At 53.0% G+C, this 25,860-nt stretch carries 28 protein-coding genes; 11 read left to right on the forward strand and 17 right to left on the reverse strand.

Going from position 1 to position 25,860, the window contains the following annotated elements; genetic code table 11:
* Window positions 1–24: 24 nt before the first annotated feature.
* The 10 genes from O0S09_RS04590 to O0S09_RS04635 all read right to left on the reverse strand — a co-directional run bounded on the left by O0S09_RS04590 (window position 25) and on the right by O0S09_RS04635 (window position 6,649).
* On the reverse strand, window positions 25–903 hold the full coding sequence (locus O0S09_RS04590) for a 4Fe-4S dicluster domain-containing protein (RefSeq protein WP_268922788.1): 879 nt from the start codon (window positions 901–903) through the stop codon (window positions 25–27).
* A 108-nt stretch (window positions 904–1,011) separates the two neighbouring features.
* The gene (locus tag O0S09_RS04595; protein WP_268922789.1) at window positions 1,012–1,920 is read right to left on the reverse strand and encodes a 4Fe-4S dicluster domain-containing protein; all 909 of its coding nucleotides are present in this window, start codon (window positions 1,918–1,920) and stop codon (window positions 1,012–1,014) included.
* A 137-nt stretch (window positions 1,921–2,057) separates the two neighbouring features.
* Window positions 2,058–2,537, reverse strand: a complete 480-nt coding sequence (locus tag O0S09_RS04600) for a C-GCAxxG-C-C family (seleno)protein (protein ID WP_268922790.1) — start codon at window positions 2,535–2,537, stop codon at window positions 2,058–2,060.
* Window positions 2,534–3,055 (reverse strand): OsmC family protein, encoded by a 522-nt coding sequence (locus tag O0S09_RS04605; RefSeq protein ID WP_268922791.1) that lies wholly within the window; start codon window positions 3,053–3,055, stop codon window positions 2,534–2,536. Before O0S09_RS04605 ends, O0S09_RS04600 begins: the two co-directional genes overlap by 4 nt.
* Window positions 3,056–3,059: 4 nt before the next feature.
* The gene (locus tag O0S09_RS04610; protein WP_268922792.1) at window positions 3,060–3,284 is read right to left on the reverse strand and encodes a hypothetical protein; all 225 of its coding nucleotides are present in this window, start codon (window positions 3,282–3,284) and stop codon (window positions 3,060–3,062) included.
* Window positions 3,285–3,302: 18 nt separating this feature from the next.
* A complete protein-coding gene (locus O0S09_RS04615; protein WP_268922793.1) occupies window positions 3,303–3,527 on the reverse strand; it encodes a sulfurtransferase TusA family protein in 225 nt (74 codons plus the stop codon).
* Between the two features lie 12 nt (window positions 3,528–3,539).
* Window positions 3,540–4,061, reverse strand: coding sequence for a YeeE/YedE thiosulfate transporter family protein (locus O0S09_RS04620; RefSeq protein ID WP_268922794.1), 522 nt, complete (start codon window positions 4,059–4,061; stop codon window positions 3,540–3,542).
* 3 nt (window positions 4,062–4,064) lie between these two features.
* Entirely contained in the window at window positions 4,065–4,595 is a 531-nt protein-coding gene (locus O0S09_RS04625) for a YeeE/YedE thiosulfate transporter family protein (RefSeq protein ID WP_268922795.1), read from the reverse strand.
* Window positions 4,596–4,763: 168 nt separating this feature from the next.
* Window positions 4,764–5,438 carry a formate dehydrogenase accessory sulfurtransferase FdhD gene (locus O0S09_RS04630; protein WP_268922796.1) on the reverse strand — a complete coding sequence of 225 codons (675 nt, stop codon included), beginning with the start codon at window positions 5,436–5,438 and terminating at the stop codon, window positions 4,764–4,766.
* Between the two features lie 2 nt (window positions 5,439–5,440).
* On the reverse strand, window positions 5,441–6,649 hold the full coding sequence (locus tag O0S09_RS04635; protein WP_268922797.1) for an aminotransferase class V-fold PLP-dependent enzyme: 1,209 nt from the start codon (window positions 6,647–6,649) through the stop codon (window positions 5,441–5,443).
* A gap of 147 nt (window positions 6,650–6,796) precedes the next feature.
* Between O0S09_RS04635 and O0S09_RS04640 the strand changes: the two genes are divergently transcribed.
* Both O0S09_RS04640 and O0S09_RS04645 read left to right on the forward strand, forming a co-directional pair.
* Window positions 6,797–7,372, forward strand: a complete 576-nt coding sequence (locus O0S09_RS04640) for a hypothetical protein (RefSeq protein ID WP_268922798.1) — start codon at window positions 6,797–6,799, stop codon at window positions 7,370–7,372.
* Between the two features lie 38 nt (window positions 7,373–7,410).
* The gene (locus O0S09_RS04645) at window positions 7,411–7,584 is read left to right on the forward strand and encodes a rubredoxin (protein WP_268922799.1); all 174 of its coding nucleotides are present in this window, start codon (window positions 7,411–7,413) and stop codon (window positions 7,582–7,584) included.
* 51 nt (window positions 7,585–7,635) lie between these two features.
* Here O0S09_RS04645 and O0S09_RS04650 read toward each other — a convergent pair whose 3' ends face one another.
* Both O0S09_RS04650 and hypF read right to left on the reverse strand, forming a co-directional pair.
* Complete coding sequence (locus tag O0S09_RS04650; protein WP_268922800.1) at window positions 7,636–8,256, reverse strand: hypothetical protein; 621 nt, start codon at window positions 8,254–8,256, stop codon at window positions 7,636–7,638.
* A complete protein-coding gene (gene hypF / locus O0S09_RS04655; protein ID WP_268922801.1) occupies window positions 8,253–10,487 on the reverse strand; it encodes a carbamoyltransferase HypF in 2,235 nt (744 codons plus the stop codon). Before hypF ends, O0S09_RS04650 begins: the two co-directional genes overlap by 4 nt.
* Window positions 10,488–10,565: 78 nt before the next feature.
* Between hypF and O0S09_RS04660 the strand changes: the two genes are divergently transcribed.
* The gene (locus O0S09_RS04660; protein WP_268922802.1) at window positions 10,566–11,366 is read left to right on the forward strand and encodes a DUF7839 domain-containing protein; all 801 of its coding nucleotides are present in this window, start codon (window positions 10,566–10,568) and stop codon (window positions 11,364–11,366) included.
* The gene (locus O0S09_RS04665; RefSeq protein ID WP_268922803.1) at window positions 11,367–14,063 is read left to right on the forward strand and encodes a DEAD/DEAH box helicase; all 2,697 of its coding nucleotides are present in this window, start codon (window positions 11,367–11,369) and stop codon (window positions 14,061–14,063) included. It abuts the gene before it with no gap.
* Between the two features lie 206 nt (window positions 14,064–14,269).
* On the opposite strand, the gene O0S09_RS04670 is transcribed toward O0S09_RS04665, so the two are convergent.
* Both O0S09_RS04670 and O0S09_RS04675 read right to left on the reverse strand, forming a co-directional pair.
* The gene (locus O0S09_RS04670) at window positions 14,270–14,839 is read right to left on the reverse strand and encodes an FkbM family methyltransferase (protein ID WP_268922804.1); all 570 of its coding nucleotides are present in this window, start codon (window positions 14,837–14,839) and stop codon (window positions 14,270–14,272) included.
* A 651-nt stretch (window positions 14,840–15,490) separates the two neighbouring features.
* Entirely contained in the window at window positions 15,491–15,991 is a 501-nt protein-coding gene (locus tag O0S09_RS04675; RefSeq protein WP_268922806.1) for an NUDIX hydrolase, read from the reverse strand.
* A 104-nt stretch (window positions 15,992–16,095) separates the two neighbouring features.
* On the opposite strand from O0S09_RS04675, the gene O0S09_RS04680 reads away from it, so the two are divergent.
* Window positions 16,096–17,052: a 2-hydroxyacid dehydrogenase gene (locus tag O0S09_RS04680; RefSeq protein WP_268922807.1), complete on the forward strand. Its 957-nt coding sequence runs from the start codon at window positions 16,096–16,098 to the stop codon at window positions 17,050–17,052.
* A gap of 31 nt (window positions 17,053–17,083) precedes the next feature.
* Here the strand turns inward: O0S09_RS04680 and queC are convergent, their stop codons facing one another.
* The 3 genes from queC to O0S09_RS04695 are packed head-to-tail and all read right to left on the reverse strand — an operon-like array spanning window position 17,084 to window position 18,773.
* Window positions 17,084–17,755: a 7-cyano-7-deazaguanine synthase QueC gene (queC, locus tag O0S09_RS04685; protein ID WP_268922808.1), complete on the reverse strand. Its 672-nt coding sequence runs from the start codon at window positions 17,753–17,755 to the stop codon at window positions 17,084–17,086.
* Window positions 17,752–18,348, reverse strand: a complete 597-nt coding sequence (locus O0S09_RS04690; protein WP_338148500.1) for a 7-carboxy-7-deazaguanine synthase QueE — start codon at window positions 18,346–18,348, stop codon at window positions 17,752–17,754. The genes queC and O0S09_RS04690 overlap by 4 nt, the downstream gene beginning before the upstream one ends.
* 17 nt (window positions 18,349–18,365) lie before the next feature.
* Window positions 18,366–18,773 (reverse strand): 6-carboxytetrahydropterin synthase, encoded by a 408-nt coding sequence (locus O0S09_RS04695; RefSeq protein ID WP_268922810.1) that lies wholly within the window; start codon window positions 18,771–18,773, stop codon window positions 18,366–18,368.
* 75 nt (window positions 18,774–18,848) lie between these two features.
* Here O0S09_RS04695 and O0S09_RS04700 point away from each other — a divergent pair, with 75 nt between their 5' ends.
* From O0S09_RS04700 to O0S09_RS04725, 6 genes are all read left to right on the forward strand, one after another.
* Window positions 18,849–20,003 carry a type III PLP-dependent enzyme domain-containing protein gene (locus O0S09_RS04700; protein ID WP_268922811.1) on the forward strand — a complete coding sequence of 385 codons (1,155 nt, stop codon included), beginning with the start codon at window positions 18,849–18,851 and terminating at the stop codon, window positions 20,001–20,003.
* Window positions 20,004–20,207: 204 nt separating this feature from the next.
* Entirely contained in the window at window positions 20,208–20,636 is a 429-nt protein-coding gene (locus tag O0S09_RS04705; protein WP_268922812.1) for a 30S ribosomal protein S12, read from the forward strand.
* Window positions 20,637–20,641: 5 nt separating this feature from the next.
* Window positions 20,642–21,229 (forward strand): 30S ribosomal protein S7, encoded by a 588-nt coding sequence (locus O0S09_RS04710; RefSeq protein ID WP_268922813.1) that lies wholly within the window; start codon window positions 20,642–20,644, stop codon window positions 21,227–21,229.
* Window positions 21,230–21,263: 34 nt separating this feature from the next.
* The gene (locus tag O0S09_RS04715; protein WP_268922814.1) at window positions 21,264–23,462 is read left to right on the forward strand and encodes an elongation factor EF-2; all 2,199 of its coding nucleotides are present in this window, start codon (window positions 21,264–21,266) and stop codon (window positions 23,460–23,462) included.
* A 239-nt stretch (window positions 23,463–23,701) separates the two neighbouring features.
* Entirely contained in the window at window positions 23,702–24,862 is a 1,161-nt protein-coding gene (locus O0S09_RS04720) for an acyltransferase family protein (RefSeq protein ID WP_268922815.1), read from the forward strand.
* A gap of 144 nt (window positions 24,863–25,006) precedes the next feature.
* A complete protein-coding gene (locus O0S09_RS04725; protein ID WP_268922816.1) occupies window positions 25,007–25,765 on the forward strand; it encodes a protease inhibitor I42 family protein in 759 nt (252 codons plus the stop codon).
* Window positions 25,766–25,860 lie beyond the last annotated feature (95 nt).

Below are 25,860 nucleotides of genomic sequence, written 5' to 3' on the forward strand. Positions count from 1 at the left end.
CCTCATCCTGCCCGCAAACCTTTTTCAAAGAACGATTGTTTCCGTGGGGATTTTTTTCCGCAGATGTGTTTTGAACTCTTCCATATCAAGATCTGATCCGATCTGCTGGATGATGGGTCGGTCAAATCTCGCGTACCGGTAGATCCAGTCAACGATCAGATCAATGACCTGCAGGGCTGACTCCTCGGTGTTCACGGTTATCAGATGTGTACCGACTTTGGGATGACGTCCGCGTCTGCCGCCGAAGGTGATACGATAGGAGACCGGTTTTGATTCGAGAATTCCATAGATACAGGAGCGGACACAGGTTCCGCAGTCCACACAACTGCCGTCATCCATGATGATTTTTCCTTCCCGGACACTGAGTGCATCTTCCTGACAGTACTGGACACAGGTCCCGCAGCCGGTACAGTAGCCGGGCTGGCGGACGGGTGTACAGATGCCGGTGATCCCGATTTCATTGAGAGTTTCACTGGTACAGGCATTGGGGCATGCAGAGATGGCGATACGGACTTTGCCGGGCATGTCCTTACCGAAGTATTTGGCATCGATCTTCTTTGCCATGCCGACTGCATCAATATTGGCGAATTTGCACCGTTCCGTCCCGGGGCATGCGGTGATGTTGACGATTTCTCCGCGTTCGGCACCGACGTTGTTTCCTGTGGCGACAAGATCTTCATAAAAGGAGGGAAGTCTATCTGCGGGAATGTGCGGAATTTCAAGCGTTTGCCGGGTGGTGAAGTGAAGTTCGTTTGTTCCGTATTTTTTGGCGAGCTCTGCTGCGGCGATGACCTGATCGGCGGTTGCGATGCCGGCAGGCATCCGCAGCCGGACGGTACAGTGTTCTCCGTCCGCCTCGGTTATTACTCCGCCCATTTCGTATATTTTGGAGTCTGATTTCATGTATTTATATTTGTATGCTGTCTTTATTAAGTGATTCTGCGTTGATCGGTGTTTATTAAATAATTGTCGACGTTCCGGAAACATCTCCGGCTCAGAAAAAAGAATGAATTAGTGCTGCTGGAGGCAGTACGCGTTGGTCGGATCCACACCCTCAATACCGAGCGGTTTTACACTCTTCATAACCTTCTCGCGGAACTCTGCGAACTCCTCATCAGTCAGCTGTTCGGGAAGCATCTTATCCGATGCAATACTCCGGAAAATCCAGTAGATAATCTTCCCCACAATCTCCACAACATCGTCCTCGGAACGTGCAATATAGAATGTTCTTCCGATCTTCGGATGGCGTCCGCGTCTGCCGCCGAGTGTAATCAGATAGAGCGGATCCTCGAAGTTAATGTACTGGAAAGGACAGGCATGAATACAGAACCCGCAGAGCATACAGTCTCCCTGGTTCAGCCGGAGCTTTCCGTTTTCGATCATGATTGCATTCTCACGGCAGTAGTACCCGCAGGTTCCGCAACCGGTACAAAGTCCTTCGTTTCGTATCGGGCGGCGGAGTCCGGTGATGCCGATCTCATTCAACCGCTCACTGGTACATCCGTTCGGACAACCGGAGATAGCAATACGGACCTTTACCGGCATCTCCTTGCCGAAATGCCGCTCATCCAGTTTTCTGGCAAGGGAAAGCGTATCGATGACAGAATATTTACAGTTCGCATTCCCGAGGCACGCGGTAACATTTACAACCTCATTCCGCTCTGCACCGATCGGCGTTCCGTTCTTCTCAAGAGCCGCAAGAAGACCGTCTAAGACCTCCGGACTCACATGAAGCAGCTCAATCGTCTGCCGTGTGGTTAAATGTGTATCCGTAACTCCGTATTTTTTTGCGATCTTCGCAATTCCCGCGAGAGCCTCCACGCCCAGCATGCCGGCGGGTGTCCGGAGCCGGATAATATAGTGTTCATTATCCCGTTCGGGGATAACACCACCTTTGAGATAGAGATTCGGATCTGCCATTGTACCTCGATCATTGGAGAGGGGATGATAAAAGAATTGTCTTTACGGTAATGGTGTGAGATCTGTCCGACCAGACTCATGGTTTGCTGGACAGATTTGGTTTTCCCAGGGAGTGAAATACGGTCCGGATACCACACTTACGGTGCTTTTGCTTCTCTGAGAATGATCCCGGTGACAATTTCAACAACCTCACCCGTGAGTTCGGCACACTGTTTTGTATGCTCCGGTGAATCCGCGAGCATATTTTTTGTCAGCACACGGCAGCACACCGATTTATTCTCTTTCCGGAATCTGTCGTGAAGCTCACGGGCATATTTCATACACTCTGCTGACTGTACTTTTTCCCCGGGTCGTGTTCTGCCGAAGATAAGGCCGAGAGCCATAACTCCTCCTGCCACAGCCCCGCACGTGCACCCTCCGCCTCCCATACCCACAGGAAAACCTGACGCGGCAGCGATAATCTCATCCGAAACGGACGGACAGAAGGTATCTCTGATTATTTTTACCACAACCTCCGAACAATAAAATTGTCCGCTGTTGAAAAGCTCTTCCGCCTGCGTTTTTAATTGAGCACAGTCAAGCGTGTCGGGAATGGAAAAATAGGAAGGGAGCGTCATGCTCTCTTTGCGGAAACGGTTAACGGGATTGCGGTTCTCACGGTAAACAGTGCCATACACCCGTTATAAGCCGCCTGTTTCAGGCTTTCGATCTCTTCATCGGTTGCCTGTGCACTTGTTACATTGAACGTAACTCTGTATGCGCCGACCAGAGGCTGTGTTCCGAGCTGGAACTGCGCATGATAATCGAGGTCTGCTTCGATGTCGGTGTGCAGGGCATCGATCTTGATACCTCTTTTTGCGGCAGCTGTCATGAACGTAGCCGAAGCACATCCGCAGATCCAGAACAGGCCGTATGCCATCGGTGACGGATAGTTGCCGAGCTTCTCGAAATTCGGATGGGCTAACGCGAAGGTAACCGGTCCTGCATCGGTCTTTGCGTCTGCCGTAAACTGCGGGCCGTTCTCATCGAACTGCCAGGTTCCGGTCATCTTGGTCGTGAACAGCGCTTCATTGTCGTCAGCCTTTATTTCAGCTTCGTATTGCTTTACCTGTGCTATATCAATATTATTCAGCATATTATCATTCTTGTTTTTTGGAGAAAGGGGTTAATGTAATGAGATAGGTATCTTTCTCTTCCCGGCAGGTCACATCAACTGCATACCCTGATTTCGGGAACGCCCCTTCCACTGTTTTTACCTGTGTCGATGTTCCGAGAAAACTGAAAGCACCTTTTTCTTTTTTCAGGGCAACTTTCAGCCTCAGCATCAGATAGGTACACGATTCTTCACGGAAGTCAGGTATCATCCTAACCCATTTGGTTTCTCAGTTCTTAGTGATAGTGATTTCCCAAAGTCCGTTTTCAATCAGTTTGACACTGCATCCGAAGTGTCTGTCTCCGCAGTACTCGGGAATTGACGCTGTGGCTGCGGGTGCATGATCGCATACCACAACAAGGTCTTCTCCGGACGACAGTTTCTTCAGCTCTTTGTCCACGGTCAGAAGACAGATCGGACAGACTTTCCCGGTAATATCTAATGTATGAGTCATGGTTACTTCACCTTAAAGGCCGATTGCTTTAAACACCTCAATGATCCATGGGGAGACAAGTGCCGTAAAGATAACTGCTCCGGCAAGCATGCCGATTACAAAGACCAGAGATTTGAGATTTCCTTCCGAGGTCATTACAAGCTGACGGAGCGGGCATCCTCCAAGAAGTGTTCCGATAAGTCCGACGAAGATACCGCCGATGATCATGAGGACGATAACTCCTGCTGCGCTGACCGCAGGTGCTCCGCCGATTGCGGTAAGGAGCTGGCCGTCCTGCATGCACCAGAGGAACTTCGGAATTGCTGCCGGGACGATGAAGGAGAAGATGAGGTAGAAGACGAATGCGGAGATAATTAAGGCGATGTATCCTTTTAACAGCCGGGTCTGGCGGAAGAGGATGAAGTCGCGAATTCCACCGATGGAACAGAATCCACTTCTCTGGCAGAGCCAGCCGATAATGAGACCAAGAATGATCGTTGCAATCGGGACGAGGAGGACTGCACTTTCCTTTGCGATTAAGAATCCTTCTACCATGGTTCAGGCCTCCATTCTCTTGAGCGCAATCTTGATGCCGATGTAGATGCCGACGATGATTGCGATAAGTCCGAAGACTGCGACGAGATCACCGTAGCCGATACGAAGTGCAAGACGGTACGGGCACGCTCCCATACAGAGAGCGAAGATCATGAACAGAATTCCGCCGATTCCGTAGACAACGTAGCTCTTTGCGTCACCTTTCTTGACACGGAACTCTTTGTAGAGCAGTGCGGCGGCAACGGCACCGATGAGGACCCCGATGATGGTTAAGACCGGCAGGGTTCCTGCAGCAACAGGGTTTGCCGAGAAGGGTGCAAGGAAGAGGTTGCTTCCGGTGAGGGAGTTGTAAACGTAGTTGATTAAGTCACGACTGTGGCATGCGACACAGAATCCGTATGCCTGTGGTCCGCCTGCGGCGAACAGAAGGGCCTGGATGAGGGCTGCGGCAAAGCCGATGACGGCCCCGCCAACGAGCGGCATCTTCAGGTAAGAGTCCAGACCTTTTTTTTCTTCAGAACTATTAGCTACCATAGCTGTATTTCCTATTCGAATGGATTCATTATCAATGTTGGTGGAAATGATTTTATAGTGTATCTTGTGCGGATCTTTGAATTTATTCTAATTAATATACCTATCACAAGTAATTTATATGGAACGCGACCCGGCATTCCTATTCCGGATTGCAAAAAATGGAGCTGTTCAGGGGGTGCAGCGGCTAATTTTTCCGAGGGTAACAACCGTGTCTCCGGTGATCCGGTGCAGGGCCAGTCCTGCATCGTCTGCCGCAGCAACCGATGCGGAGGTTACCTCCGCATCGGTTGCTGCGAGGGGTATTTTTGCGATGACCGTTTTCCGGACCGTTTCTGCAACGATGTTCCCCGAAAAGAGGAGATACGTTCTGGAAAAATCAGTGTTGTGTGCGAGACCCCAGCCGATGATACGGTCTGCTGCGTTCTGAGAGGTGAGATCCTCTGCCGTGGTGAGAAGGGTTCCGTCCTCTGTGAAGAGTGCCGCGCTGTGCCAGCAGGTTTCTGGGAGAGCTCCTGCACTTTTGCGAAGCTGGTGTTCTGACACTGCAAGGTCTGATGTGATGGTTCCAAGTTTTCCTGAGTCAAGGAAAGAGGATGCACCACCGCATCCGGCAAGGACGGTCTTTCGCGAAAGAAGAATCTCAAAGGGATTGACGGTGACAACGCTGGTTTGCAGACCATCGGTGTGCATCGAACTGATATCTGCATAGGTTTCAATAACACGTTCGGTGTAGAGCTGGCCGACAACGAGATCGGTCGGGTTCTCTGTCGAGGTCATAAGAGTCATTGCGGCACGACCATTGACAATAATCTGTACGGGGGTTTCATTTTTCAGGTTTGTCATGATTATCTCACCATTCCGGCAATTTCTTCGGTTGTTGCAATCAGCATATCGATGTCATCCTCGGTGTTGTAGCAGTATGCACTTGCACGGACTGTTCCGCCATTGAGGCCGAGAGCATGCATGAGCGGCTGACAGCAGTGCTCACCGGAACGGACCATGATGCCTGCGGCCTCATCAAGGAAATACGCAACTTCGTGGGGGTGGACACCATCCACGGTGAAAGAGACGGTGCCGATGAGCGGGGCATCAGCCGGGGTATACACCCGGACACCCGGGATCTCCGACAAACCGGACAGCATCCGGCGGGCAAGTGCCGCACTGTGGCGGCCCACATTCTCCATCCCAAGACGGGACAGATACCGGACTGCCGCAGCCAGACCAACTGCACCGATAACATTCGGTGTTCCTGCCTCGTAGCGTCCCGGTCCGGTCACCGGGGTAAACGCAGTACCTTCCACACAATCCACCATCCCGCCGCCGGCAAAGAGCGGACGGGGAATATTTTCTTCGGAGACCGCATCAGAGATCCAAAGCCCCCCCGTACCCATAGGCCCGAGCATCTTGTGGCCGGAGAAGCAGAAGAAATCACATCCTATCTCCTCAAGATCGATGTGCAGATGCGGCGCGGTCTGTGCCCCATCGATCAGGAGGGCAACGTCATGGTCCCGGCAGACATCGGCAATGGCTTTTACCGGTGCAATCGTTCCAAACACATTTGATGCATGACCTACGGCAACGAGCCGTGTCTCAGGCGTGATGCATGCTTCAATGTCCGATGACTCGATCACTCCGTCGTTGAGCGGAACCGTATCAATACCTGCAACCCTCCCCTCGTTTTTGAGCCGGTACCAGGGAAGGAGGTTGGAGTGGTGGTCCTGAAGAACCGTGGTGATGCGATCGGTCTTTTTCCAGTTCAGTCCCTGGGCAACAATATTTGTTGCCTCCGTAGTATTTTTGGTGAAGACAAGAGTTCCCTGCCCGCCGCCGAGGAACTGCCTGACGGTTTCCCGTGCATCCTGATACTGATGGGTTGCCATCCGGGACAGACGGTGAATGCCGCGGCCGACATTGGCGCGGTAATGGTACTCGGCAGTTACCTGCGCTTCAACTACCTGACGCGGTGAAAGGGACGTTGCAGCGTTGTCGAGGTAGACAAGTTTTGCAAGGATCGGAAAGTCGTTTCTGATAGATTCGGGATCAAGGGATGGCATGTGGTTGCTGGAGACTTTGGTTTTTATTCTCTATAAAGGTTACAACGTATCTTATATCAGGGCTGATTGATGGAAAATTGATATTTATTTCTACCGATGTGCCCGAAGTAATGGTTTATATAGAATTGTGAGTTAATTATCTTTACAATGACGAAGCACAGCGAATACATGGAGGCATTCTTCGGCGTCGAGCTGTATAAGAAGTTCGAAGATGTTCTCGGGGATCTGGAGAATATTGAGCTGGATCTGAAGGATATTTCCAAGGAAGTCGGGCGCCTTGGCGGAAAACTGGATGATGAGGATCGTATTGGTACCGCACGCGAGATGCGGGCTGCAACGTACGAGTCTGCGCAGCAGGTGCGGGATGTGCGGACGTTCCTTGATTTCTATTTCAGCCAGAGCCAAGAACTGTCGCAGGTTATTCTGGAACGTGATGCGTACATGCTGCTGTATCAGATCTTTAAGTGGGATATGAATGATGTGCGTGATCTCCGCGGCTGGGTCCGTGATTTCAATCATGTGTGCAAAACGATTGGCTACCGGCCAGAGGATCTTCTGAACCTGAGCCGGATGACGGCGACGCCGGTGCCTGAGGATGTTGTCCGTTATCCGGTGTATGCGGTGGACAAGCACGGCTATTGTCTGTGTGGAAAACACTGCGACGATATTATGTACATTGACGAGATCCGTGAGGAGATGGAAGAGAAGAAAAAAAGTGCCTGAAACCGAGAATATTTATTTTTGTCGGGTGAAATCAGTTTATGGCAAAATATCTGTGCATTTTCTGTGCGTATATCTATGATGAGGATCTGGGCGATCCGAAGCATGGTATTCCGGCCGGAACAAAGTATGAGGATATTCCGGATACATGGAAGTGTCCTACCTGTATGATTCCGAAGAGCAAACCCGGTCTTTTCCGAAAAATCGAGGAGTAAATGGTCCCGGATTTTTCCGGGAAATATGTTTTTTTTGCTTTTTATCCTATATTACATCAGTACCAGTGTTTCATTCTCCGGTACCGTTGTTCCCTTCCGTGACTCAACCGGCATTGCGGTCAGTGCTTCCAGCACCGCAAGATCGTCCAGAAGATCCCGCCGGTCATACAGATAAAATTCAACGGGTTTCCACAGCGCCACCCAGCCGATGATCACAAAACTCTGGGCAAGGGCAAGATTGACATCATTCTCCTCGAAGATACGGGTAAACACACTGCTGATAACCAGACAGAGTACAAGGAAGATCAGACCGCGGAGGAGGTACCGTCTGCCCCGTTCCAGAGCAAATGCATATTTCCGGTTTTCATGGTAGAGACGGTATGCAAAGTTGGCTGTCACCGCCCGTTCCATGTTTTTCCGGGTACTGCTGTTCTGGTACAGGTGCGGAGAAAGATACAGCACAATCCGTGCCCGTTTCCGTTCATCCGGTGTCAGATCCTCCACCGCATTGCGGATATAGGTCTCCGTCTCCTCGTCCAGATCCTTTTCCTCTTCGGGCGAGGGGTCCAGCAGATTATAGAACTGATCCATACTGCTGATATGGACATCGATCAGAATCGACCCGTTTTCCTGTGCATATGCCGGTGTGCGGGATTTTATCGGGATCGTCATATTTTCCCTTCTTGTGCAAGAACACCTGCCGTTACCACCTGACCGCAGGAGATGCATCCGTCCCCGAACGGATACTGGGGATTGATCAGGCAGGGGATCTCGGCCCGTGCGAGTTCTGCAAGAATCGTCTCGCGGATCGACCGGTTAATGGCGACACCGCCAGATAGTGCAGCTGTCCGGATACCGGTCCGTTCCGCCGACCGGACCGCAAGCTCCGCAATACCCTTTGCAAGCGCTGTCTGGATCGTCGCCGCCGCATCCGCGGTTCCCATGCCGCAAGCAAGCCGGCCCCGGACGTCCCGCAAAATCTCCGAGGTCAGCAGGACATCAGCCCCGCCGCTGCCGGATGCAATCCTGACCTCCAGCGGCTGCGGTGTTCCCCGTGCGGCATATGCTTCAAGAACCATGGACGGTTCCCCGTCGTAGGTGCGCTCGCGGCAGACTCCGAGAAGCGCCGCAGCCGCATCCAGCACACGGCCAGTTGACGTGGTCGCGGGGCTGTTGAACCGTTTTGTCACCGTCTGCGCAAGCACCCGGAGTGATACCGCGTCCCAGCCGCGCTCCGCAAGCAGGGAGAGCGTAGCATCATCCGGTAAAATTCCATACAGCATCCGTTCCGGAAACTTCGTGGCAAGATCGCCGCCCGGCATCAGCACCTGCTCCAGATGTCCGGTCCGGACATACCCGTCCGCCGGTGACCCGGTCAGAATCTCGCCGCCCCAGATCGTTGCATCGGTTCCGTATCCCACACCGTCAATTGCAATGCCGACCACCTCTTCCGTTGTCACGGATGCAATATGCGCACAGTGGTGCTGCACCGGGCAGAGCACTGCCCCTGACTCCTCTGCAAGCGCATGGGCAAGGCGGGTACTCAGAAACTGAGGATGCAGATCATGCGCAATGATCTCCGGTTTTGCTCCCGTCAGGGAACACAGCTTTGCAATGGTCTCTTCCAGATACGCAACGGTCGGAGGATTGCGGATGTTGCCGATATGCGGCGACGTCACCACAAACCCACCTTTATAGATCGTTGCGTTTGCGTTCAGCTCCGGCCCCACACCAAGGATCTGCCTGTCTCCGAGATCCATCGCCGTCCGCAGCGGTGCAAGACCACGCGACAGCCGGATAATATACCCGTCCCGCACCACCGAATCATCGCACCGGTTCACAATCTCCCGGTCATGCGAGAGGATATACTCTGCAACCGTTCCCATCCGTTCGGAGATGTAGGATGTCTCCGTGATCATCGGCGTCCCCGGCGCGTTCGCGCTCGTCATCACCAGCAGCGGGTGGTTCAGATGTCCGAACAGCAGATGATGCAGACCCGTATAAGGTAGCATTACGCCGAGATTATGCAGTTCCGACAACTCCGTATGCGATACCGGGTCCACTTTATCCAGAATCATAATCGGATGCACCGGTCCTTTCAGCATCTCCCGTTCCGCATCCGTCGGCGGGACCACATACTCTTTGAGCGACTCCGGCCGCATCATCACGGCAAGCGACTGATGTGGTCTTCCGAGCAGCTGTTTTAAGCGGCCTGCCTCTTCCTCGATGCAGCAGATATGATACCCGCCCACGCCGCGGACGGCAACGATGTGTCCTGCATCCAGCAGTTCCGCAGCGGTCCGGATCGGATCGTCGGTTGCAACCTCCCCTCCCGAGGCGGTCAGCAGTGACAGTTTCGGTCCGCAGCTGCTGCATGCAATCGTCTGCGCATGATGCCTGCGGCTCTGCGGGCTTTCGTACTCCGCAGAACAGTCCCCGCAGGGAGGGAACACATCCATTGCGGTCCGTTCGCGGTCGTAGGGAACTGCATGGATAATACTGTACCGCGGCCCGCAGTCCGTGCAGGAAGTTGCCCAGTATCCATAATACCGGCTTGCCGGGTTCATAATGTCGGCAAGGCAGGCGTCGCAGGTTGCAATGTCAGCCGGGATGAATCCTGTCCGCGCCCCGTCCGCGCTCGGCAGAATCGAAAATCCGTCCCCGACGACCGCTTCTTCCGGCAGCGGTTCAACGGTTACCGAGTCCACCACGGCCATCTTCGGCCCTGCCGATACCTCACGGCAGAATGCATCAAACCGGTCGCCGCAGGCGGTAATCTCCACTTCACTCCCGTGATTGATTACTGTTCCTGCGATGCCGAACCGCACGGCAGCCGCATACACAAAGGGGCGGAACCCCACACCCTGAACAATACCGCGCACTATGATTCTGCCGCAACGCATTTACTCACTCAAAAACCATTATAGAATTACAACCAATATAAGTGTAGGGTTTCTGCACCAGAAATCAGGAAGATACTTATGTCCGACGATCCCTTATCCAATATACTCAGAAGTAAGCGTGAGACCACACGTTTTCAGGTCCTTGTAGAAGTCGCGGAACACCAGCCGTCCATCCGCCAGCAGGAGATCGCCGAAAAACTCGGCGTTACCCCGCAGGCGATATCCGAGTACGTCCGTGATCTTGCCAATGACGGGTTTATCAGTGCTGAGGGACGCGGGCGGTACTATGTCACGCACAAAGGTGTTGAGTGGGTTTTAAACAATGCCGAGGTTCTGGAGGCGTATGCCCGTCACGTCCGCCGGGATATTATTCATCAGGTTGCAACCTGGGCTGCCATTGCCGATACGGATCTGAAGGCCGGGGATTCTGTTGGTGTCTATATGAAAGGAGGGTGGTTGTATGCAGGCCGTCAGCCGCAGACCGCAATGGGTATGGTTATTGCGGACGCTGCCTGCGGGGCGGATGTCGGCGTGGCCCGTCTTGCGGGTATCATCGATCACACCGAAGGTAAGGTGGATGTTGCCAAGGTGCCGCGGATCGAACGCGGCGGATCCAAAATGATTTCTCCGGACAAACTTCTTCCTCTGGTGAAAAAAGCCGACGTTATCGGGGCTGTTGGTCTTGAGGCGTACCTCGCACTGAAGAATGCCAAGATCAATCCTGATATGTTCTTTGGTGCGCGGGAGGGAGTGATCGAGGCGGCGTTCCACGGGATGCACTGTCTGATCCTTATCGTGGACGAGGAGTTCACGGATTTCCTGAAACGGCTTGAGACCGCAGGCCTTTCCTATACGATACATGAACTGGTGAGTCAATAAGTGGTAACCGTTGTTCAGCCCTATAAAAAAGGGTACAAAGTCTATTTTTGTGATGATTCAAAGAATGGAAAAATAAAACACGTCGGAACGGTTGAGCTGGAGGAGACGTCCAAAGGTATTCGTCCGGCGGAGTTTTTTGTGCGAAGACCGGGGACGTCCCACGCCCAGAAGACACCAACCAAAGAGCTGATTACGGTTCTGCGGGCGAACGGCATGGTGCAGCTGACCGAGACGCTGCCGGAGTTTCAGGATTTTCTGCGCAGTATGCAGATTCCGTGGGAGAAGGTTACGCTCTGCCGGACCTGTATGTTCGATGACCGGCTTACGCCGCTTTCCGAGACGACCCGTATCCGGTGCGGGCAGGAGTTTGTCTGTCTGGACTGTGCCAAGCGCGAGCTGCGCCGCGAGCTTGCCCACATCAAACGGCTTGGGAAACGTACCCAGAGCCATATTGAGGATCTGCTGGAGGAGTACCGCGATCTGGATATGGTGCTGGCGATTCTTCAGCCGGAGTCACTGGATACGAAGAAGACGATGTTTGACCGGCTTGAGGCACACGAGCAGACGCCGACGGAACGAATCGAGAATCTTCCGCTGCCCCGTGAGTTTGTGGATGTCTGCGGGGTGGAAACGCTCATGCCCGCCCAGCAGCGGGCGGTTGAGGCGGGACTTTTGTTTGGAAAGGATCTGCTGGTGGTTGCGGCAACGGCTTCCGGAAAAACGTTTATTGGTGAGATGGCGGGACTGAAGAATTATCTGGAGAAGCGCGGGCGGATGCTTTTCCTCGTGCCGCTGGTTGCGCTGGCGAACCAGAAGTACGACCGGTTTTCCCAGAAGTATGAGGGGGTTGCAACCACTTCGGTGATGACGGGGGTGTCCCGCGTGAATCTGCCGGAGACCCGGCCCGTCGGGAACCGTGGGTCAGGCGGCGGGATTGTGGTCGGTACGTATGAGGGTGTGGATAATCTTCTCCGTAAGGGTGCGGGTCTGCACAACATCGGGACGGTGGTGATTGACGAGGTGCAGATGCTGGAGGATCCGGAACGCGGTCACCGGCTGGATGGGCTGATTGCCCGGCTGAAGTATGTTGTGCCCAAGGCGCAGTTTTTGTATCTGTCAGCAACGATCGGGTCGCCGCATCTGCTTGCCAAGAAGCTCGGGGCAACACTGGTGTCGTATGCCGACCGGCCGGTTGCGCTGGAGCGGCATCTTATTTTTACGGAGAAGGATGCGAAGGTTCCCTATATGAAGAAGCTGGTCTTTGAGGAGTACAACAAGACTTCGTCGAAGGGGTTCCGCGGTCAGACGATTATTTTTACGAATGCCCGTACCCGGTGCCATACGGTGGCGGATGCGATTGGGAAACTTGCTGCGCCGTATCATGCGGGTCTTACGTCGCAGGAGCGGCGGGCGGTGGAGAAGCAGTTTGAGGACGGGAAGCTTGCCTGTGTGGTGACGACTGCGGCCCTTGCTGCAGGCGTGGATTTTCCTGCGTCGCAGGTTATTTTTGATGCACTTGCGATGGGTATCAACTGGCTGACGGTGCAGGAGTTCCATCAGATGATGGGGCGTGCGGGCAGACCGGATTTCCATGATCTGGGTCGTGTTGTTGTTCTCGCAGAGCCGGGTGCGTCGTATTCGCGGGATACGAAGCTGACTGAGGAGGAGGTTGCGATTCGGCTGCTGAAAGGTGATATGGAGGAGGTTGCACCGGTGTATGAGATTGAGGAGACATCGGAAGAGTTTGCGGCAAATGCGATTGTGTGTCGTGGTCGTGAGGCAGATATCGTGAAGGTCGGTGCGAGTATGGTGGGGTGCGGTGAGGATCCGCTGCCGGATCTTCTGCGGCACAAGCTTGTTCGTAAGAATGGCGGGGTGCTGGAGCTTTCGCCGCTGGGACGGGTGATGGCCGAGCAGTTTATCGGGATGGAGAAGCTGCTGGAGATTGACCGGCTGGTGCGGGTGATGGAGGATCCGCTGGAGCTGATAGCCGAGATCGAGTGTTCCGAGGAGGAGCGCGATAAGGAACGGCGGCGGGCTGATCGCCGGGCGACGGAGAAGAAGGAGTCAGACTGGATGGCCGGGAAGAAGTCTCCGGCGGGGTCGTCTTCGGAGAAGAAGTCGCGCAGTGACGCTCCTCCTGCCTGGGTGGCCGAGCGGAAGTCTGCGGCGGTTGCAGCACGGCGTGAGCATGAGGGTGAACGTAAGTCCCGTTCCGGGAAGTCCGGGCCGGAGCGAAAGCTCCGGCGCGAGCGGGATGCGGAGGAGTCTGCGGCAAAGGTTCCCCGCCGGGCAAGTAAGGAGCTTGAGGATCGGATTGAGCGCAAGAAACGTGAAGCTGCGTCGTTTATTCCGGCTCCCAAGCGAAGGGGGAGTGATGCGTGGGATGCGGTTGAGGCGGGTATTGATCAGCGCCGCGCCGGGAAGTATGATGATGCGCTGAAGATTCTGGGAAGTTATGTTGCGGATCATCCTTCCGACAGCCGTGCGCTGACGGAGCTGGGTAAGGTGTATGATCTCCGCGGCGACCGCGATACGGCGTACTCCTGTTACCAGCGTGCGGCGTCGGCGGATACGCAGAACCGTGAGGCGATTGATCGGATGAATGCGTATCTGATCGGTATTACGGTGGAGATTGATGCGGATGCGCCGGCAGAGCGTCAGCCGACAGGTGTAGTGAAGCGGAGAAAAGAGTGAATATTTTTTTGGGGGGGGATTTTTTTGGAATCATTTTTTTTTTGAAAATCTGTGGCGACTTTTCATCCTGCCCGCCTACCACTTAACCCATAAATAATTTTCAAAAAAAGATTCCAGAAAAAAAACCACACGTGCAGTACTTGACAGTGCCAGCGATGAGATGAAAATCCGCGTTCTGCGGTAATTTTCCAAAAAGGGGTGTGGGGTTACCAGGCGTACAGCTTCTTGGCACGCTGGTCAATGTGATAGGAGGGATCGATACTGAGAATAATGTCGCGGAGGACTTCGGGATCGTCGGGAAGGTGATAGGTACAGATGGCGAGCCGCGGATGGTCACGTTTGATGGTGTTTCCGGCACCGCGTAACATGTCTCGTTCGGCACCTTCGATGTCCGCTTTGATGAAGTCGATGCGGGGAATATTGTTCTCGGCAACCCAGTCGTCGAGCGTGGTACATTCAATGGTGGTGGTTGCGGTGTCGCCTTCACGGGAGATGCGGCTTCCGCCAATGTTATCATTGTCTTCCACAAAAGAAAGGGTACATTTTTTGTCCGAGAGTCCGTATGGGACAGGAATAATTTTCCCCTCACAGTTGTTGGAGGTGATGTTTGCGTTCAGAAGACGTAATGCACGTTCCTGTGGGTCGAATGCATACACGGTTTTTGCTCCGCGTTTCACCGCAAGCATAGAGAAGATGCCCATGTTCGCACCGCAGTCAATGACGATGTCGTCTTTGTGTAGCTGGACGGATTCAGTTTCATAAGGGCCTTCTCCCACAAACTCTTTCTGGGTAAATTCTGGAAGACTGAGCCAACGCCCCGATCGATCATAATACATTCCTGGGGGAAAGATATCAGCATATTCCACTAAAATCAGTGTGGTAAGTGCAAGATGATCAAGATTTAGTGTAATATCGTTCAGATGAATTTGTTCAGAAGTGGTAGATTTCTGAGGTAACCATTCATGTAATTTTCTTAAATGTTCAGCATCAATTCCCAATTTCCTGGTGCCTTCACCGGTCAACCAGTAAACTTTCTGCCAGTATCGGTATTCCTGCTTGACAAATTCATCATCAGGGTACTTCTTATACCATTGAAACATCTGTGTCTTAGATTCATATACTATGCCACCTTTCCTCCGATTCGCAATCAGCTTCTGATAAAATCTCATTGAATCCTTCTCAGTGAGGATATAATCGGTACCAAAATAATTCCAAAAAGGGAAGAATAACGAAAAACTCAGAAAAAAATAATGCCCTTACCACATCAGAAAGGACACAGAGATTGAATTTCTTTCTACCATCAGAACAGTGCAAACCAAAAATATTCTCCTGAAAAAAACCCACCATTGAAAACGTAAACCCAAAGAATACACAACGAATAGATTCTTTTATAATATTTACGGACAAATATCCTCACTGAGCAGGATTCAGTACAGACACCGCGTCAGCAGCGCAATCGTCTTCGCATCGCAGATCCGTCCATCCTTCATCATCGCAACCGCATCTTTTTTCGCCACACGCACCACCTCAATAATCTCATCCTCGTCACGGGCGAACTCCTCACAGGGAGAAAGATCCCGCGCCTCAAACAGCCACAGCTTCTCCGTACAAAATCCCGGCGACGAGTACACAAACCCCCGCGGGATCAGCTCACCGGCAGAAAACCGTGCCTCCTCCGCAAGCTCGCGCCGTGCCGTCTCGATCGGATCGCAGTCGTCTGCCTCCATACCGCCTGCCGGAACCTCATAGATATATGCATCAATTACCGCCCGGTACTGACGGATCAGATACACCGAATGCGCATCGGTCGGCAGAATACACACCGCAGACACCGGCTGCACAAACAAATACTCACGGTCGCGGCCGTTCGGGAGGTGTACCGGCTTTGTTTCGATCTTCAGGCGCGGAGTATCATACAGAATCGGCATGGAAAAGACTCACTGCAACTCCATTGGTCGTACAAAAATAAAAATCCTCAGGCATCAGTATAAAAGAACCGGGACGCATACCTGTAAAGACGGAACAACATCCCATGCACATCGTCCTCCTTGAACCAATCGGTGTCCCGGACACCTGTATACAGGAACTCGCCGCTGACCTCATCAGCGCCGGACACCGCCTCACCTGCTATCCGACCCGCACAACCGACCCGCAGGAACTTGGCCGGAGATCCCGCGACGCGGACATTATCATCATTGCAAACACCCCGTATCCCGCAGAAGCCATCCGGCAGGCAGACCGCCTCAAAATGATCGCCGTAGCCTTCACCGGCATCGATCACATCGACACCGCAGCATGCACATCCCGCGGCATCACCATCTGCAACGCCGCAAACTACGCAAACCAGCCCGTCGCAGAACTCTCTATCGGCCTTACGATAGCCCTGCTGCGCAGCATCTCCGCCGCAGACACCGCCGCCCGCACCGGAAACACCTCCGCTGCCTTCACCGGCCGTGAAATTGCCGGACGAACCGTCGGCATCATCGGAACCGGCCGCATCGGCCTTGCCGCCGCCCGCCTCTTTTCCGCATTCGGAGCAAAGATCCTCGCATTCTCCCGCAGCGAATCAGAGGCGGCACATGCCCTTGGCATCACCTATGTCCCGCTTGACACCCTCCTGTGGGAAAGTGACATCATCTCCCTGCACGTCCCCGCAACCCCTGAAACACATCATCTGATCAACGCCGAACGGCTCGCGCTCATGAAACCGTCTGCGATCCTCATCAACTGTGCACGGGGATCGGTTGTGGACAACGCCGCCCTCGCTCGTGCCCTTACCAAAGGAACTATTGCCGGAGCGGGCATCGACGTCTTCGACACTGAACCGCCGCTGCCGCAGGACTACCCCCTGCTTGCCGCACCAAACACCATCCTCACCCCGCATATAGGATTCCTCTCCGAAGAGTCCATGCGCCGGAGAGCAGAGATCGTTTTCCAAAACATCACTGCCTACCTCAGCGGCAGCCCGGAAAACGTATGCAGACGGTAAAAAACGGATAAAATCCGAAAAAGAAAAAAGATCAGCGGCGGGCGTAGGGAATCGGATCCGCAACACCCAGATCCGAAAACGCCTTCAGCCGCGACAGACACGAACTGCACACACCGCAGGCTGAATCCTCCGTAGCATAACAGGACCACGTATCCTCATACGGCACACCGAGCCGCAGCCCCTCACGCAGAATATCGGTCTTGTTCATTGATACAAACGGTGTAAGAAGCCGGATCTCCTTCTCTGTCTGCGTCCCGATTGAGATCACCCGCTGCATCGCATCAATAAACTGCGGCGTACAGTCCGGATACCCGATGTGATCGCCCGACTGCACCCCGATAAATACCGCATCGCCGTCGCGTGCCTCACAGTAGGACGTCGCAATCGCAATCAGATTCGCATTCCGGAACGGCACATACGTATTCGGATGATCCGCTCTGCCCACAGTCCCCTCCTCCACCGGAATTTTCATATCCGTCAGACTGCTTGCACCAAACTTCGTAAAGTAATCAAGCGAAATCTCCACAAAATCCACTGCATCCAGATGCTCTGCAATCCTCTTCGCACACTCCCGTTCCTTCCTCTCCGTCCGCTGGCCATAGTTCATATGCAGCGCCAGAATCTCATAGCCCATATCCTTTGCAACGTACGCAAGCGTCGTCGAATCCATCCCGCCCGAAAGCAGACACACCGCCTTTTTCATGGAATATTCACCACTTTATGCAGCTGCAGCTGGAATCTGACCGGCAGTTTCTCCGCAATAATCGTCTCAATCAGCCACTTTGCATCCGTCCCGAACACGGGCGTGATGCAGACCGGCGCACGAAGATCCGGATGTGCCGCCAGAACCTCAACCATATAGAGATAATCTGCCTCGTCCCCGATCACAAACTTCACCGAATCCTCCGGGCGCAGCGAGTCCAGCAGGGACAGATCGCTCATCTCCCCCGACGACGGACACTTTACATCCATACAGACGGACGCATACTCCTGCACCTCCCCAAACGGAATGGTGCCGTTCGTCTCAATATCCACAAAGACCCCCGCCTCATGAATCGCCGCAACCAGCGGAACAAGCTCCTCTTTCTGCAGCAGCGGCTCACCGCCCGTAATGCAGACATACCGCATTCCTGACACAATCACCGCCTGCATAATCTCCTCGGCGGTCGTCTCAACGCCCTGCGAATTATTCAGCGAGTACCGCGTATCGCACCACGCACAGTGGAGATTGCATCCCGCAAACCGCACAAACATACAGGGCATTCCCTGCCGCAGCCCCTCCCCTTGTAAACTCACAAACGTCTCAGTGATTCTCACTCAGCATCCACCTCTGCATAACAGCCGTCCGACTCCCAGACCCGTACCCGCGTCACTCGGGCATCCACGCCCGCTTCCCCGCAGAACCGGTTCAGCCGCGCCCGGATGTCCTCGGCAAGCAGTTCACTGGTCGGATCGCCGTCCGTCAGCACCGGCAGCTGGAACGGGGACAGGGCTTTGACCATCGGGTCATCCTTGTTCAAGATTACCTGATGATCATACACCTCCACCACCTGCTTGATAATATTATAGTCCAGAAGAATCTTCGACGTCGCATCGATCGTTCCCTCCATCCAGACCTCGACCTCCCAGCGATGACCATGCAGCCGGGAACATTTCCCCTCGTAATGCATCAGCCGGTGGGACGCATCAAAGTGTGTTTCCTTAAAGATCCGGGTACTCATAGTTAACCACATATTGCTCGCGGGAAACTATAATAATAGAGGTATAATAGAGGTAGAGATGACATACTACTACGCATGAACACCCCCGCATATGTTTACGATACAACCCGCATCTGCGGAAATATACAAAAACTCAAAACCGCCTTCCCGCAGTTTGCAATCCTCTACTCCCTGAAAGCAAATCCCTACCCGCCGCTCGTACAGTTTATCGCATCCCAAAACATCGGTGCGGATGCAGCATCGCAAAAGGAGGTCATGCTCGCACGCGCAAATGGTGTCTCTCCCCAGCACATCTATTATTCAGGTCCCGGAAAAACTCTGTCTGATCTCACCGAAACCTTCGGTCACTGCGTCCTCATCGCTGACAGTTTTCAGGAACTCGAACGGATCAACCGGCTTGCAAAAGAACGGGGCGTTGAGCAGGAGGTCGGTATCCGCATCAACCCGGACTTCACCATGCACGGCACTCCCGGCATACCGTCCAAGTTTGGCATCGACGAGGAACTCTGTATCAAAGATGCATTTGCCGCCTTTCCTGCACTCCGGATAACCGGTATCCATGTGCATGTACAGTCCCAGGAATTGGACTGGAAAAAGATTGCCCGGTACTATGAAAACGTCTTCCGGCTCGCCGTCCGTGTTCAGCAGGAGATCGGGCATCCTCTTTCCTTCATCAACTTCGGTTCCGGTATCGGCGTTCCCTATCAGGAGACGGACGCACCCGTAAACCTTGATGCACTCGGAAAACATGCGGCAGAACTTGTTGCCGCCTACCGGCCGCAGATCTCCGCAACCCTTCTGATCGAGTCGGGCAGATTTCTCGTCTGCGAAGCAGGAACATACATCACTGAAGTACTTGACATCAAACGATCCCGCGGGAAAACCTATCTCATCGTGGACGGAGGACTCAACGGATTTTTCCGGCCGGCACTCTCCGCGTTTGTCGGTGACGGTCACGCATCAGCAGAACCGCTCTTCACCGCAAAAGATGCCTGGCGGATCACCTCGGACGCAACGACACCGGAAACCGAAGTGGTGGACATTGTGGGAAACCTCTGTACCGCCTCAGATATCCTTGCGGAACAGATCCGTCTTCCGCGTGCCGCAGCAGGTGATCGGATCACCTTTACCCATGCAGGAAGTTATGCCTGTACACTCTCTCCGCAGCTTTTCGGCAGTCAGAAAAAACCGGAAGAAGTACTGCTCCCGCAGGACACAATCTCCCATTAATATTATTAGGACAGCCTGCTCATAAGTATAGGAACATGCAAGGGAAGGCTATCTCTCAAAGACCCTTCCCCCGCATTCACAATATTCCAACAGAGGAATAGTTTCCCGGAAATCTACGTGCACGTTTTTTTCGGGAGACACAGCACAGGCGACTGTGTTCCAAGATTCATCTATCCAAAAATCTACTGTAACTGAGGTAATTTAATGGGACAGGGAAAATTCGCAGCAAGAAAGCTTGTCCGTTCCGCCAAGAAATTCCGGTGGAGCGACTCGGTTTATGCGCGCAGAGCGCTTAAGCTGAAGCTGAAGGCAGACCCGCTTGAGGGCGCACCGCTCGGACGTGCAATCGTCTTAGAGAAAGTCGGTGTTGAAGCAAAACAGCCGAACTCCGCAATCAGAAAGTGCGTTCGTGTTCAGCTGATCAAAAACGGCCGTCAGGTCACTGCATTTGCAGTCGGCGACGGTGCAATCAACTTCATCGATGAACACGACGAAGTCACCATCTGTGGTATCGGCGGTCGTGCAGGACGTTCCATGGGAGATATTCCGGGAGTCCGTTTCGTCGTTATCGGCGTCAACGGTGTCACGCTCAATGAGCTTGTTATCGGACGCAAGGAGAAGGCACGGAGGTAAATAGTATGGCAGAAGAACAGACTGCAACCAGCAAGATCCTGCTGTTCAACAAATGGGACACGAGTGAAGTCGTTGTCAAGGACGCAGGTCTCGTCCGCTACGTGACCGTAACCTCCACCGAGGTTCCGAGTTCCTGCGGCAGACTCACCCAGCAGCAGTTCACCAAGAGCCAGATGGCAATTGTGGAGCGGCTCATCAACCGTCTGATGCAGACGGAGACCAACACCGGCAAGAAACAGCTGTGTACCCGTATCGTTATGGACGCATTCGACGAGATCAACAAGAAGACCAAGCAGAACCCGCTTCAGGTCCTCGTTGACGCTGTCGCGAATGCAGGTCCGCGCGAAGAGACCGTCCGTCTGAAGTACGGCGGTATCAACGTCCCGAAGTCCGTGGATTCCGCACCAATCCGCCGTGTCAACACTGCACTCCGCTACATTGCCATGGCAACCTGGAAAGGTTCCCACAAGACCAAGAAGCCGGCATACCTTGTGCTCGCCAATGAACTTATCATGGCCGCAAAGGGAGATGCAAAGTGCTTCTCCGTTGGAAAGAAGGAAGAAGTCGAGCGGATTGCAAAGTCTGCCCGGTAAACAAATATCAAATCTTTTTTAGAAAAGGTGTTTTATGTCACGCGGAAAGAAGATGGTTGAAAGAATTACGGAGCTCATGAACGATCCTGAGCACATCCGTAACATCGGTATCGTAGCACACATTGACCACGGAAAGACCACCCTCTCAGATAACCTCCTCTCCGGAGCAGGAATGATCAGTGAGGAACTCTCCGGCAAAGCATGCTGGATGGACTCCGATGAGGAGGAACAGGCACGTGGAATCACGATTGATGCATCCAACGTGTCCATGGTCCACAAAGTCGGGGACAAAGAGTACCTCATCAACATGATTGATACTCCCGGCCACGTTGACTTCGGCGGAGATGTTACCCGCGCAATGCGTGCAGTGGACGGAGCTGTCGTCGTTGTGGACGCAGTCGAAGGCCCGATGCCGCAGACCGAGACGGTGCTGCGCCAGGCACTCAAAGAGGGTGTCCACCCGGTTCTGTTCATCAACAAGGTTGACCGGCTTATCAATGAGCTGAAGGTGAACCCGCAGGAGATGATGATTCGTCTTGGTAAGGTTATTGACAAAGTCAACAAGCTCATCAAGGGAATGAACGAGGAGCTCTACAACAACGGCGGATGGAAACTCGACGCTCTGAAAGGAAACGTCGCATTTGGTTCTGCTCTCTACAACTGGGCAATCTCGATTCCCTACATGAAGAAGTCCGGTGTCAGTCTTCAGACGATCATTGACAAATGCAACGAGGGCGATGCAAAGTACCTTGCAAAGGCTTCCCCGCTGCATGCAGTGCTGCTTGATATGGTGGTTACCTTCCTGCCGAACCCGCTTGAGGCACAGGGAAGAAGATGCCACATTATCTGGCACGGCGATGTAAACTCTGAGATCGGTAAGGCAATGTATGCCTGTGATGCGAACGGACCGGCCGCCATGATGGTTACCGACATCTCCTTTGACAAGCATGCAGGAGAAGTTGCAACCGGCAGACTGTTCTCCGGAACGCTGACCCGTGGTATGGAAGTGTACATCTCCGGTACCGCCGGTAAACCGAACAGACTTCAGCAGGTCGGTATCTTCATGGGCCCGACCCGGGTGGATGTGGACAAGGTTGTGGCAGGAAACATTGCCGCAGTTACCGGTATGAACGATGCAATCGTTGGTTCGACCGTTTCTTCCCTGAAGGAGATGACGCCGTTCGAGTCTCTGAAGCACTACTCCGAGCCGGTTATGACCGTTGCAGTTGAGGCAAAGAACACGAAGGATCTGCCGAAGCTGATTGAGGTTCTGCACCAGGTTGCAAAGGAAGACCCGACTGTCCGCGTGAACATCAACGAGGAGACGGGCGAACACCTTATCGCCGGTATGGGCGAGCTGCACCTTGAGGTCGTTACCGGCCGTATCAAGAGAGACAAAGGTGTGGATATTGTTACTTCCCCGCCGATTGTGGTGTACCGTGAGACGGTTGCAAAGGCCCTTGACGGGACCGTTGAAGGGAAGTCCCCGAACCGCCACAACAGATTCTTCCTGTCTGTTGAGCCGATGCCGCAGAACATTCTTGATGCAATTCAGTCAAGCGAGATCTCTATGAACATGGAGAACATCGCCCGCCGTGATGCACTTGCCGCACTTGGCATGGACAAGGATGAGGCAAAGAACGTGAAGGATATCTATGGTTCCAACATGTTCATCGACTGCACGAAAGGTATTCAGTACCTCAATGAGACCATGGAACTTATCATCGATGGTCTGCATGAGGCACTGGACGGCGGACCGCTCGCAGATGAGCAGGTGCAGAACGTTCTCATTAAGCTCCACGATGTGAAGCTGCACGAAGATGCAATCCACCGTGGTCCGGGACAGGTTATTCCGGCAGTCCGTGGTGGTCTGAAGGCTGCTCTTCTGATGGCCGGTGACACACTGCTTGAGCCGATGCAGAAGATCCAGATTACGGTTCCGCAGGATCAGATGGGTGCGGCAATTTCCCAGATTCAGGGACGCCGCGGTCAGCTGTCTACGACCGATGCTGAGGGTGACCAGATTGTGGTCAACGGTGAGGCACCGGTTGCCGAGTTGTTCGGTTTCGCAGGCGATATCCGTTCCGCAACCGAAGGCCGTGCCATGTGGTCCACTGAGTTCGCAGGATTCTCTCCGGTTCCGCAGGGTATGCTCTCCGAGATTGTGATGGGCATCAGAAAGAGAAAGGGTCTCAAGGAACAGATTCCGACCCCGAAGGATTACCTCGAGTAATTCTTTTTCTCCCAATATACAGAGAATACTCTCTCCCGGAAGGATTCGGGAGTCAACTCCATTCCTCTGTTATCTTTTTTCGTCCCCGGATTTTTAGAACGAACCTTGAGTTCCATGATGTTTTTTTCAGTGTGTTTTGTGGTATTTGTGGGTTTTGGGATTTTATGGACAACGCCCGTATCTCCACAATTGTTATATCCTGTAAGGTGACAAAGTAAGATTACCGGAGTCTTTCCCGTATGCATCTGTATTCCATCGATAATCTGCGAAATATCTGTATACTTCTTCTTATTCCCTATCACACGCTGCTGATTTACAGTTCGCTCGGGTTTTCCTACAATCTTCAGGGTGATGTGCTGCCCGCGGTGAATCCGGTACTGATTTTTATCAATCTCTGGATTATGCCGCTGATGTTTGTGGCAGCCGGTATGGCATCGCGGTATTCCCTGGCAAAGCGGACGGAGATGGAGTACGGAAAGGAACGGATGCTGCGGCTGTTTATTCCGTTTCTGTGTGCGTTCATTCTGCTGATGCCGATCCAGTATTATGTTCGGGAACTCAGTACCGGAACCTATACCGGCGGATTTTTTTCCTACGTTACTACTGATCTCGTTCCAACGATGCTGGGAAATACGTTTGACGGCGGTCAGCTCTGGTTTATTCTCTGGCTTTTTGGGATCTCGCTTCTTGCACTGCCGGTTATGCACTGGTGGACGAAAAAAGCAGAGAAAACGACCGTGCAGCGTATGGACCATATGCCGGTATGGCTGATCGTTTTCGTGTTCTTCCTTCCGGCATTCATGTTTCTTGCAGGTAATTTTCTTGGTACAGGGTTGTTGTCGTGGCTTGCAGAGACGCCGGTTGTGGATACTTTTCTTATCTCGCTGGTATGGATGAGTGCACAACGATCGTATTCTTTTCTGATGTTTTTTGCGTTTTTTATTCTGGGGTATCTGGTTCTCAGCAGTCCCGGTGTACAGAATACGCTTGAACGATGCAGGTTTCCTCTCACCTGTGCGGCTGTTGCGGGTATTGTTCTGTTCGGTGTGATGCTCGTCTTTGTTCCCCTCAATTCAGTTCTGAGTGAGTTTGGCAATGTGCTTGCCGCAGGACCGGTAATTCTTGCGATGATCGGTCTTGGCATACATTATCTGGAAAAACACAACCGGGTTACCGAGTATCTCAGTGCGTCATCATTTACCGTTTACATCTTCCACCAGTCATGGCTGTTACTTATAGGCTGGTTTGTACTTTTGTGGGTTCCCAATCCTCTGGTGCAGATTCTGATTATCATCGTTCTGACGTTTGTGACTACGTATCTTTCCTACGAGGCCGTGAAACGGTTCCGCGTAACACGGTTTATGTTCGGCATAAAAGAGCCGGGAAAAAAGAGCAGCTGAGATATTTCCTTCATTTACGCGAATACTCTGTGCTGAAAGTTCTTTCATTGGAGATATGGTGGATACCGGTTCTTTGCAAAAATAGCTGCAAATAATGTTGTAGTTTACAAAAACAGTTTATTGCATGCATGACCATTACCTGTTATGAAGAAAAACAGCATACTCTTCATCGGCCTCGCTCTTGCCGTGCTCGCAGTTTTCCTTGCGGGTACGGTAGTCGCGGCCACATATGAAACACCAAATGAAAACTCCACCGTACTGAACCCTGATCTCACTGTTTCCGTTGAAAAAGCCGTCGCGGAAATTGCCATTGGTGACCAGGTGAAATTCATCATGCCCTCGAATCCTGCAACCGGTTACACCTGGGTTGTGACAAACGCTGAGGGTCTGAATGTTACCGAGGACTTCCTTGCATCCGATTCCGAACTTATCGGCGCAGGAGGAAAGCAGGTCTTTATCCTCAGCGCGGACAAAGCAGGTATCTATACGTTCACTGCCGAGTACAAGCGGTCGTGGGAGACCGAGACTGCACCCGCCGCTACCTTTACCCAGATCATTGTCGTCAGGGATGACGGACAGAACACCGTCAAGGAGCCGGTCTTTGTAGTCTCCTTTGACGGGACTATGAATCCGCAGGTGAACCATGTGGTCAAGATCACGGTTCCGGGCAACCCGACCACGGGTTATGAGTGGCACGTAACCGCCGTTGATGGTCTGACGATCCTGAAATCCGGGTACATCCCTGATGAACATAAAGAGGGCATGACCGGGGTCGGCGGAACCTATGTCTGGTATGTCACCGCAGACAACGCAGGCACGTACACCTTTGGCGCAGAATACACGCGTTCATGGGAAACGGATGCGGCCGGTCAGTTCGCAATCAGTCTGATCTTCACTGAATAATCCGATACAGCGCATATTTTTTCAAATATCCGGGAGCTGATATCCCCTCAGTTATTTTTTTGGGACTCCGCAAAAAGAGATTATTGAATCAGGAT

This window comes from Methanocorpusculum vombati, assembly GCF_026891935.1.
GTDB classification, from domain to species: Archaea; Halobacteriota; Methanomicrobia; order Methanomicrobiales; family Methanocorpusculaceae; genus Methanocorpusculum; species Methanocorpusculum vombati.

What these genes read in the sequence shown, in the direction of transcription:
- O0S09_RS04635 (WP_268922797.1), bottom strand. Translation starts at nt 6,649, where the DNA reads ATGCCATCCCTTGATCCCGAATCTATCAGAAACGACTTTCCGATCCTT.
- O0S09_RS04610 (WP_268922792.1), bottom strand. Translation starts at nt 3,284, where the DNA reads ATGATACCTGACTTCCGTGAAGAATCGTGTACCTATCTGATGCTGAGG.
- O0S09_RS04700 (WP_268922811.1), top strand. Translation starts at nt 18,849, where the DNA reads ATGAACACCCCCGCATATGTTTACGATACAACCCGCATCTGCGGAAAT.
- queC (WP_268922808.1), bottom strand. Translation starts at nt 17,755, where the DNA reads ATGAAAAAGGCGGTGTGTCTGCTTTCGGGCGGGATGGATTCGACGACG.
- O0S09_RS04715 (WP_268922814.1), top strand. Translation starts at nt 21,264, where the DNA reads ATGTCACGCGGAAAGAAGATGGTTGAAAGAATTACGGAGCTCATGAAC.
- O0S09_RS04595 (WP_268922789.1), bottom strand. Translation starts at nt 1,920, where the DNA reads ATGGCAGATCCGAATCTCTATCTCAAAGGTGGTGTTATCCCCGAACGG.
- O0S09_RS04620 (WP_268922794.1), bottom strand. Translation starts at nt 4,061, where the DNA reads ATGGTAGAAGGATTCTTAATCGCAAAGGAAAGTGCAGTCCTCCTCGTC.
- O0S09_RS04625 (WP_268922795.1), bottom strand. Translation starts at nt 4,595, where the DNA reads ATGGTAGCTAATAGTTCTGAAGAAAAAAAAGGTCTGGACTCTTACCTG.
- O0S09_RS04705 (WP_268922812.1), top strand. Translation starts at nt 20,208, where the DNA reads ATGGGACAGGGAAAATTCGCAGCAAGAAAGCTTGTCCGTTCCGCCAAG.
- O0S09_RS04650 (WP_268922800.1), bottom strand. Translation starts at nt 8,256, where the DNA reads ATGACGATCCCGATAAAATCCCGCACACCGGCATATGCACAGGAAAAC.
- O0S09_RS04615 (WP_268922793.1), bottom strand. Translation starts at nt 3,527, where the DNA reads ATGACTCATACATTAGATATTACCGGGAAAGTCTGTCCGATCTGTCTT.
- hypF (WP_268922801.1), bottom strand. Translation starts at nt 10,487, where the DNA reads ATGCGTTGCGGCAGAATCATAGTGCGCGGTATTGTTCAGGGTGTGGGG.
- O0S09_RS04645 (WP_268922799.1), top strand. Translation starts at nt 7,411, where the DNA reads ATGGCAAAATATCTGTGCATTTTCTGTGCGTATATCTATGATGAGGAT.
- O0S09_RS04725 (WP_268922816.1), top strand. Translation starts at nt 25,007, where the DNA reads ATGAAGAAAAACAGCATACTCTTCATCGGCCTCGCTCTTGCCGTGCTC.
- O0S09_RS04600 (WP_268922790.1), bottom strand. Translation starts at nt 2,537, where the DNA reads ATGACGCTCCCTTCCTATTTTTCCATTCCCGACACGCTTGACTGTGCT.
- O0S09_RS04680 (WP_268922807.1), top strand. Translation starts at nt 16,096, where the DNA reads ATGCACATCGTCCTCCTTGAACCAATCGGTGTCCCGGACACCTGTATA.
- O0S09_RS04630 (WP_268922796.1), bottom strand. Translation starts at nt 5,438, where the DNA reads ATGACAAACCTGAAAAATGAAACCCCCGTACAGATTATTGTCAATGGT.
- O0S09_RS04660 (WP_268922802.1), top strand. Translation starts at nt 10,566, where the DNA reads ATGTCCGACGATCCCTTATCCAATATACTCAGAAGTAAGCGTGAGACC.
- O0S09_RS04695 (WP_268922810.1), bottom strand. Translation starts at nt 18,773, where the DNA reads ATGAGTACCCGGATCTTTAAGGAAACACACTTTGATGCGTCCCACCGG.
- O0S09_RS04640 (WP_268922798.1), top strand. Translation starts at nt 6,797, where the DNA reads ATGACGAAGCACAGCGAATACATGGAGGCATTCTTCGGCGTCGAGCTG.
- O0S09_RS04710 (WP_268922813.1), top strand. Translation starts at nt 20,642, where the DNA reads ATGGCAGAAGAACAGACTGCAACCAGCAAGATCCTGCTGTTCAACAAA.
- O0S09_RS04590 (WP_268922788.1), bottom strand. Translation starts at nt 903, where the DNA reads ATGAAATCAGACTCCAAAATATACGAAATGGGCGGAGTAATAACCGAG.
- O0S09_RS04605 (WP_268922791.1), bottom strand. Translation starts at nt 3,055, where the DNA reads ATGCTGAATAATATTGATATAGCACAGGTAAAGCAATACGAAGCTGAA.
- O0S09_RS04675 (WP_268922806.1), bottom strand. Translation starts at nt 15,991, where the DNA reads ATGCCGATTCTGTATGATACTCCGCGCCTGAAGATCGAAACAAAGCCG.
- O0S09_RS04720 (WP_268922815.1), top strand. Translation starts at nt 23,702, where the DNA reads ATGCATCTGTATTCCATCGATAATCTGCGAAATATCTGTATACTTCTT.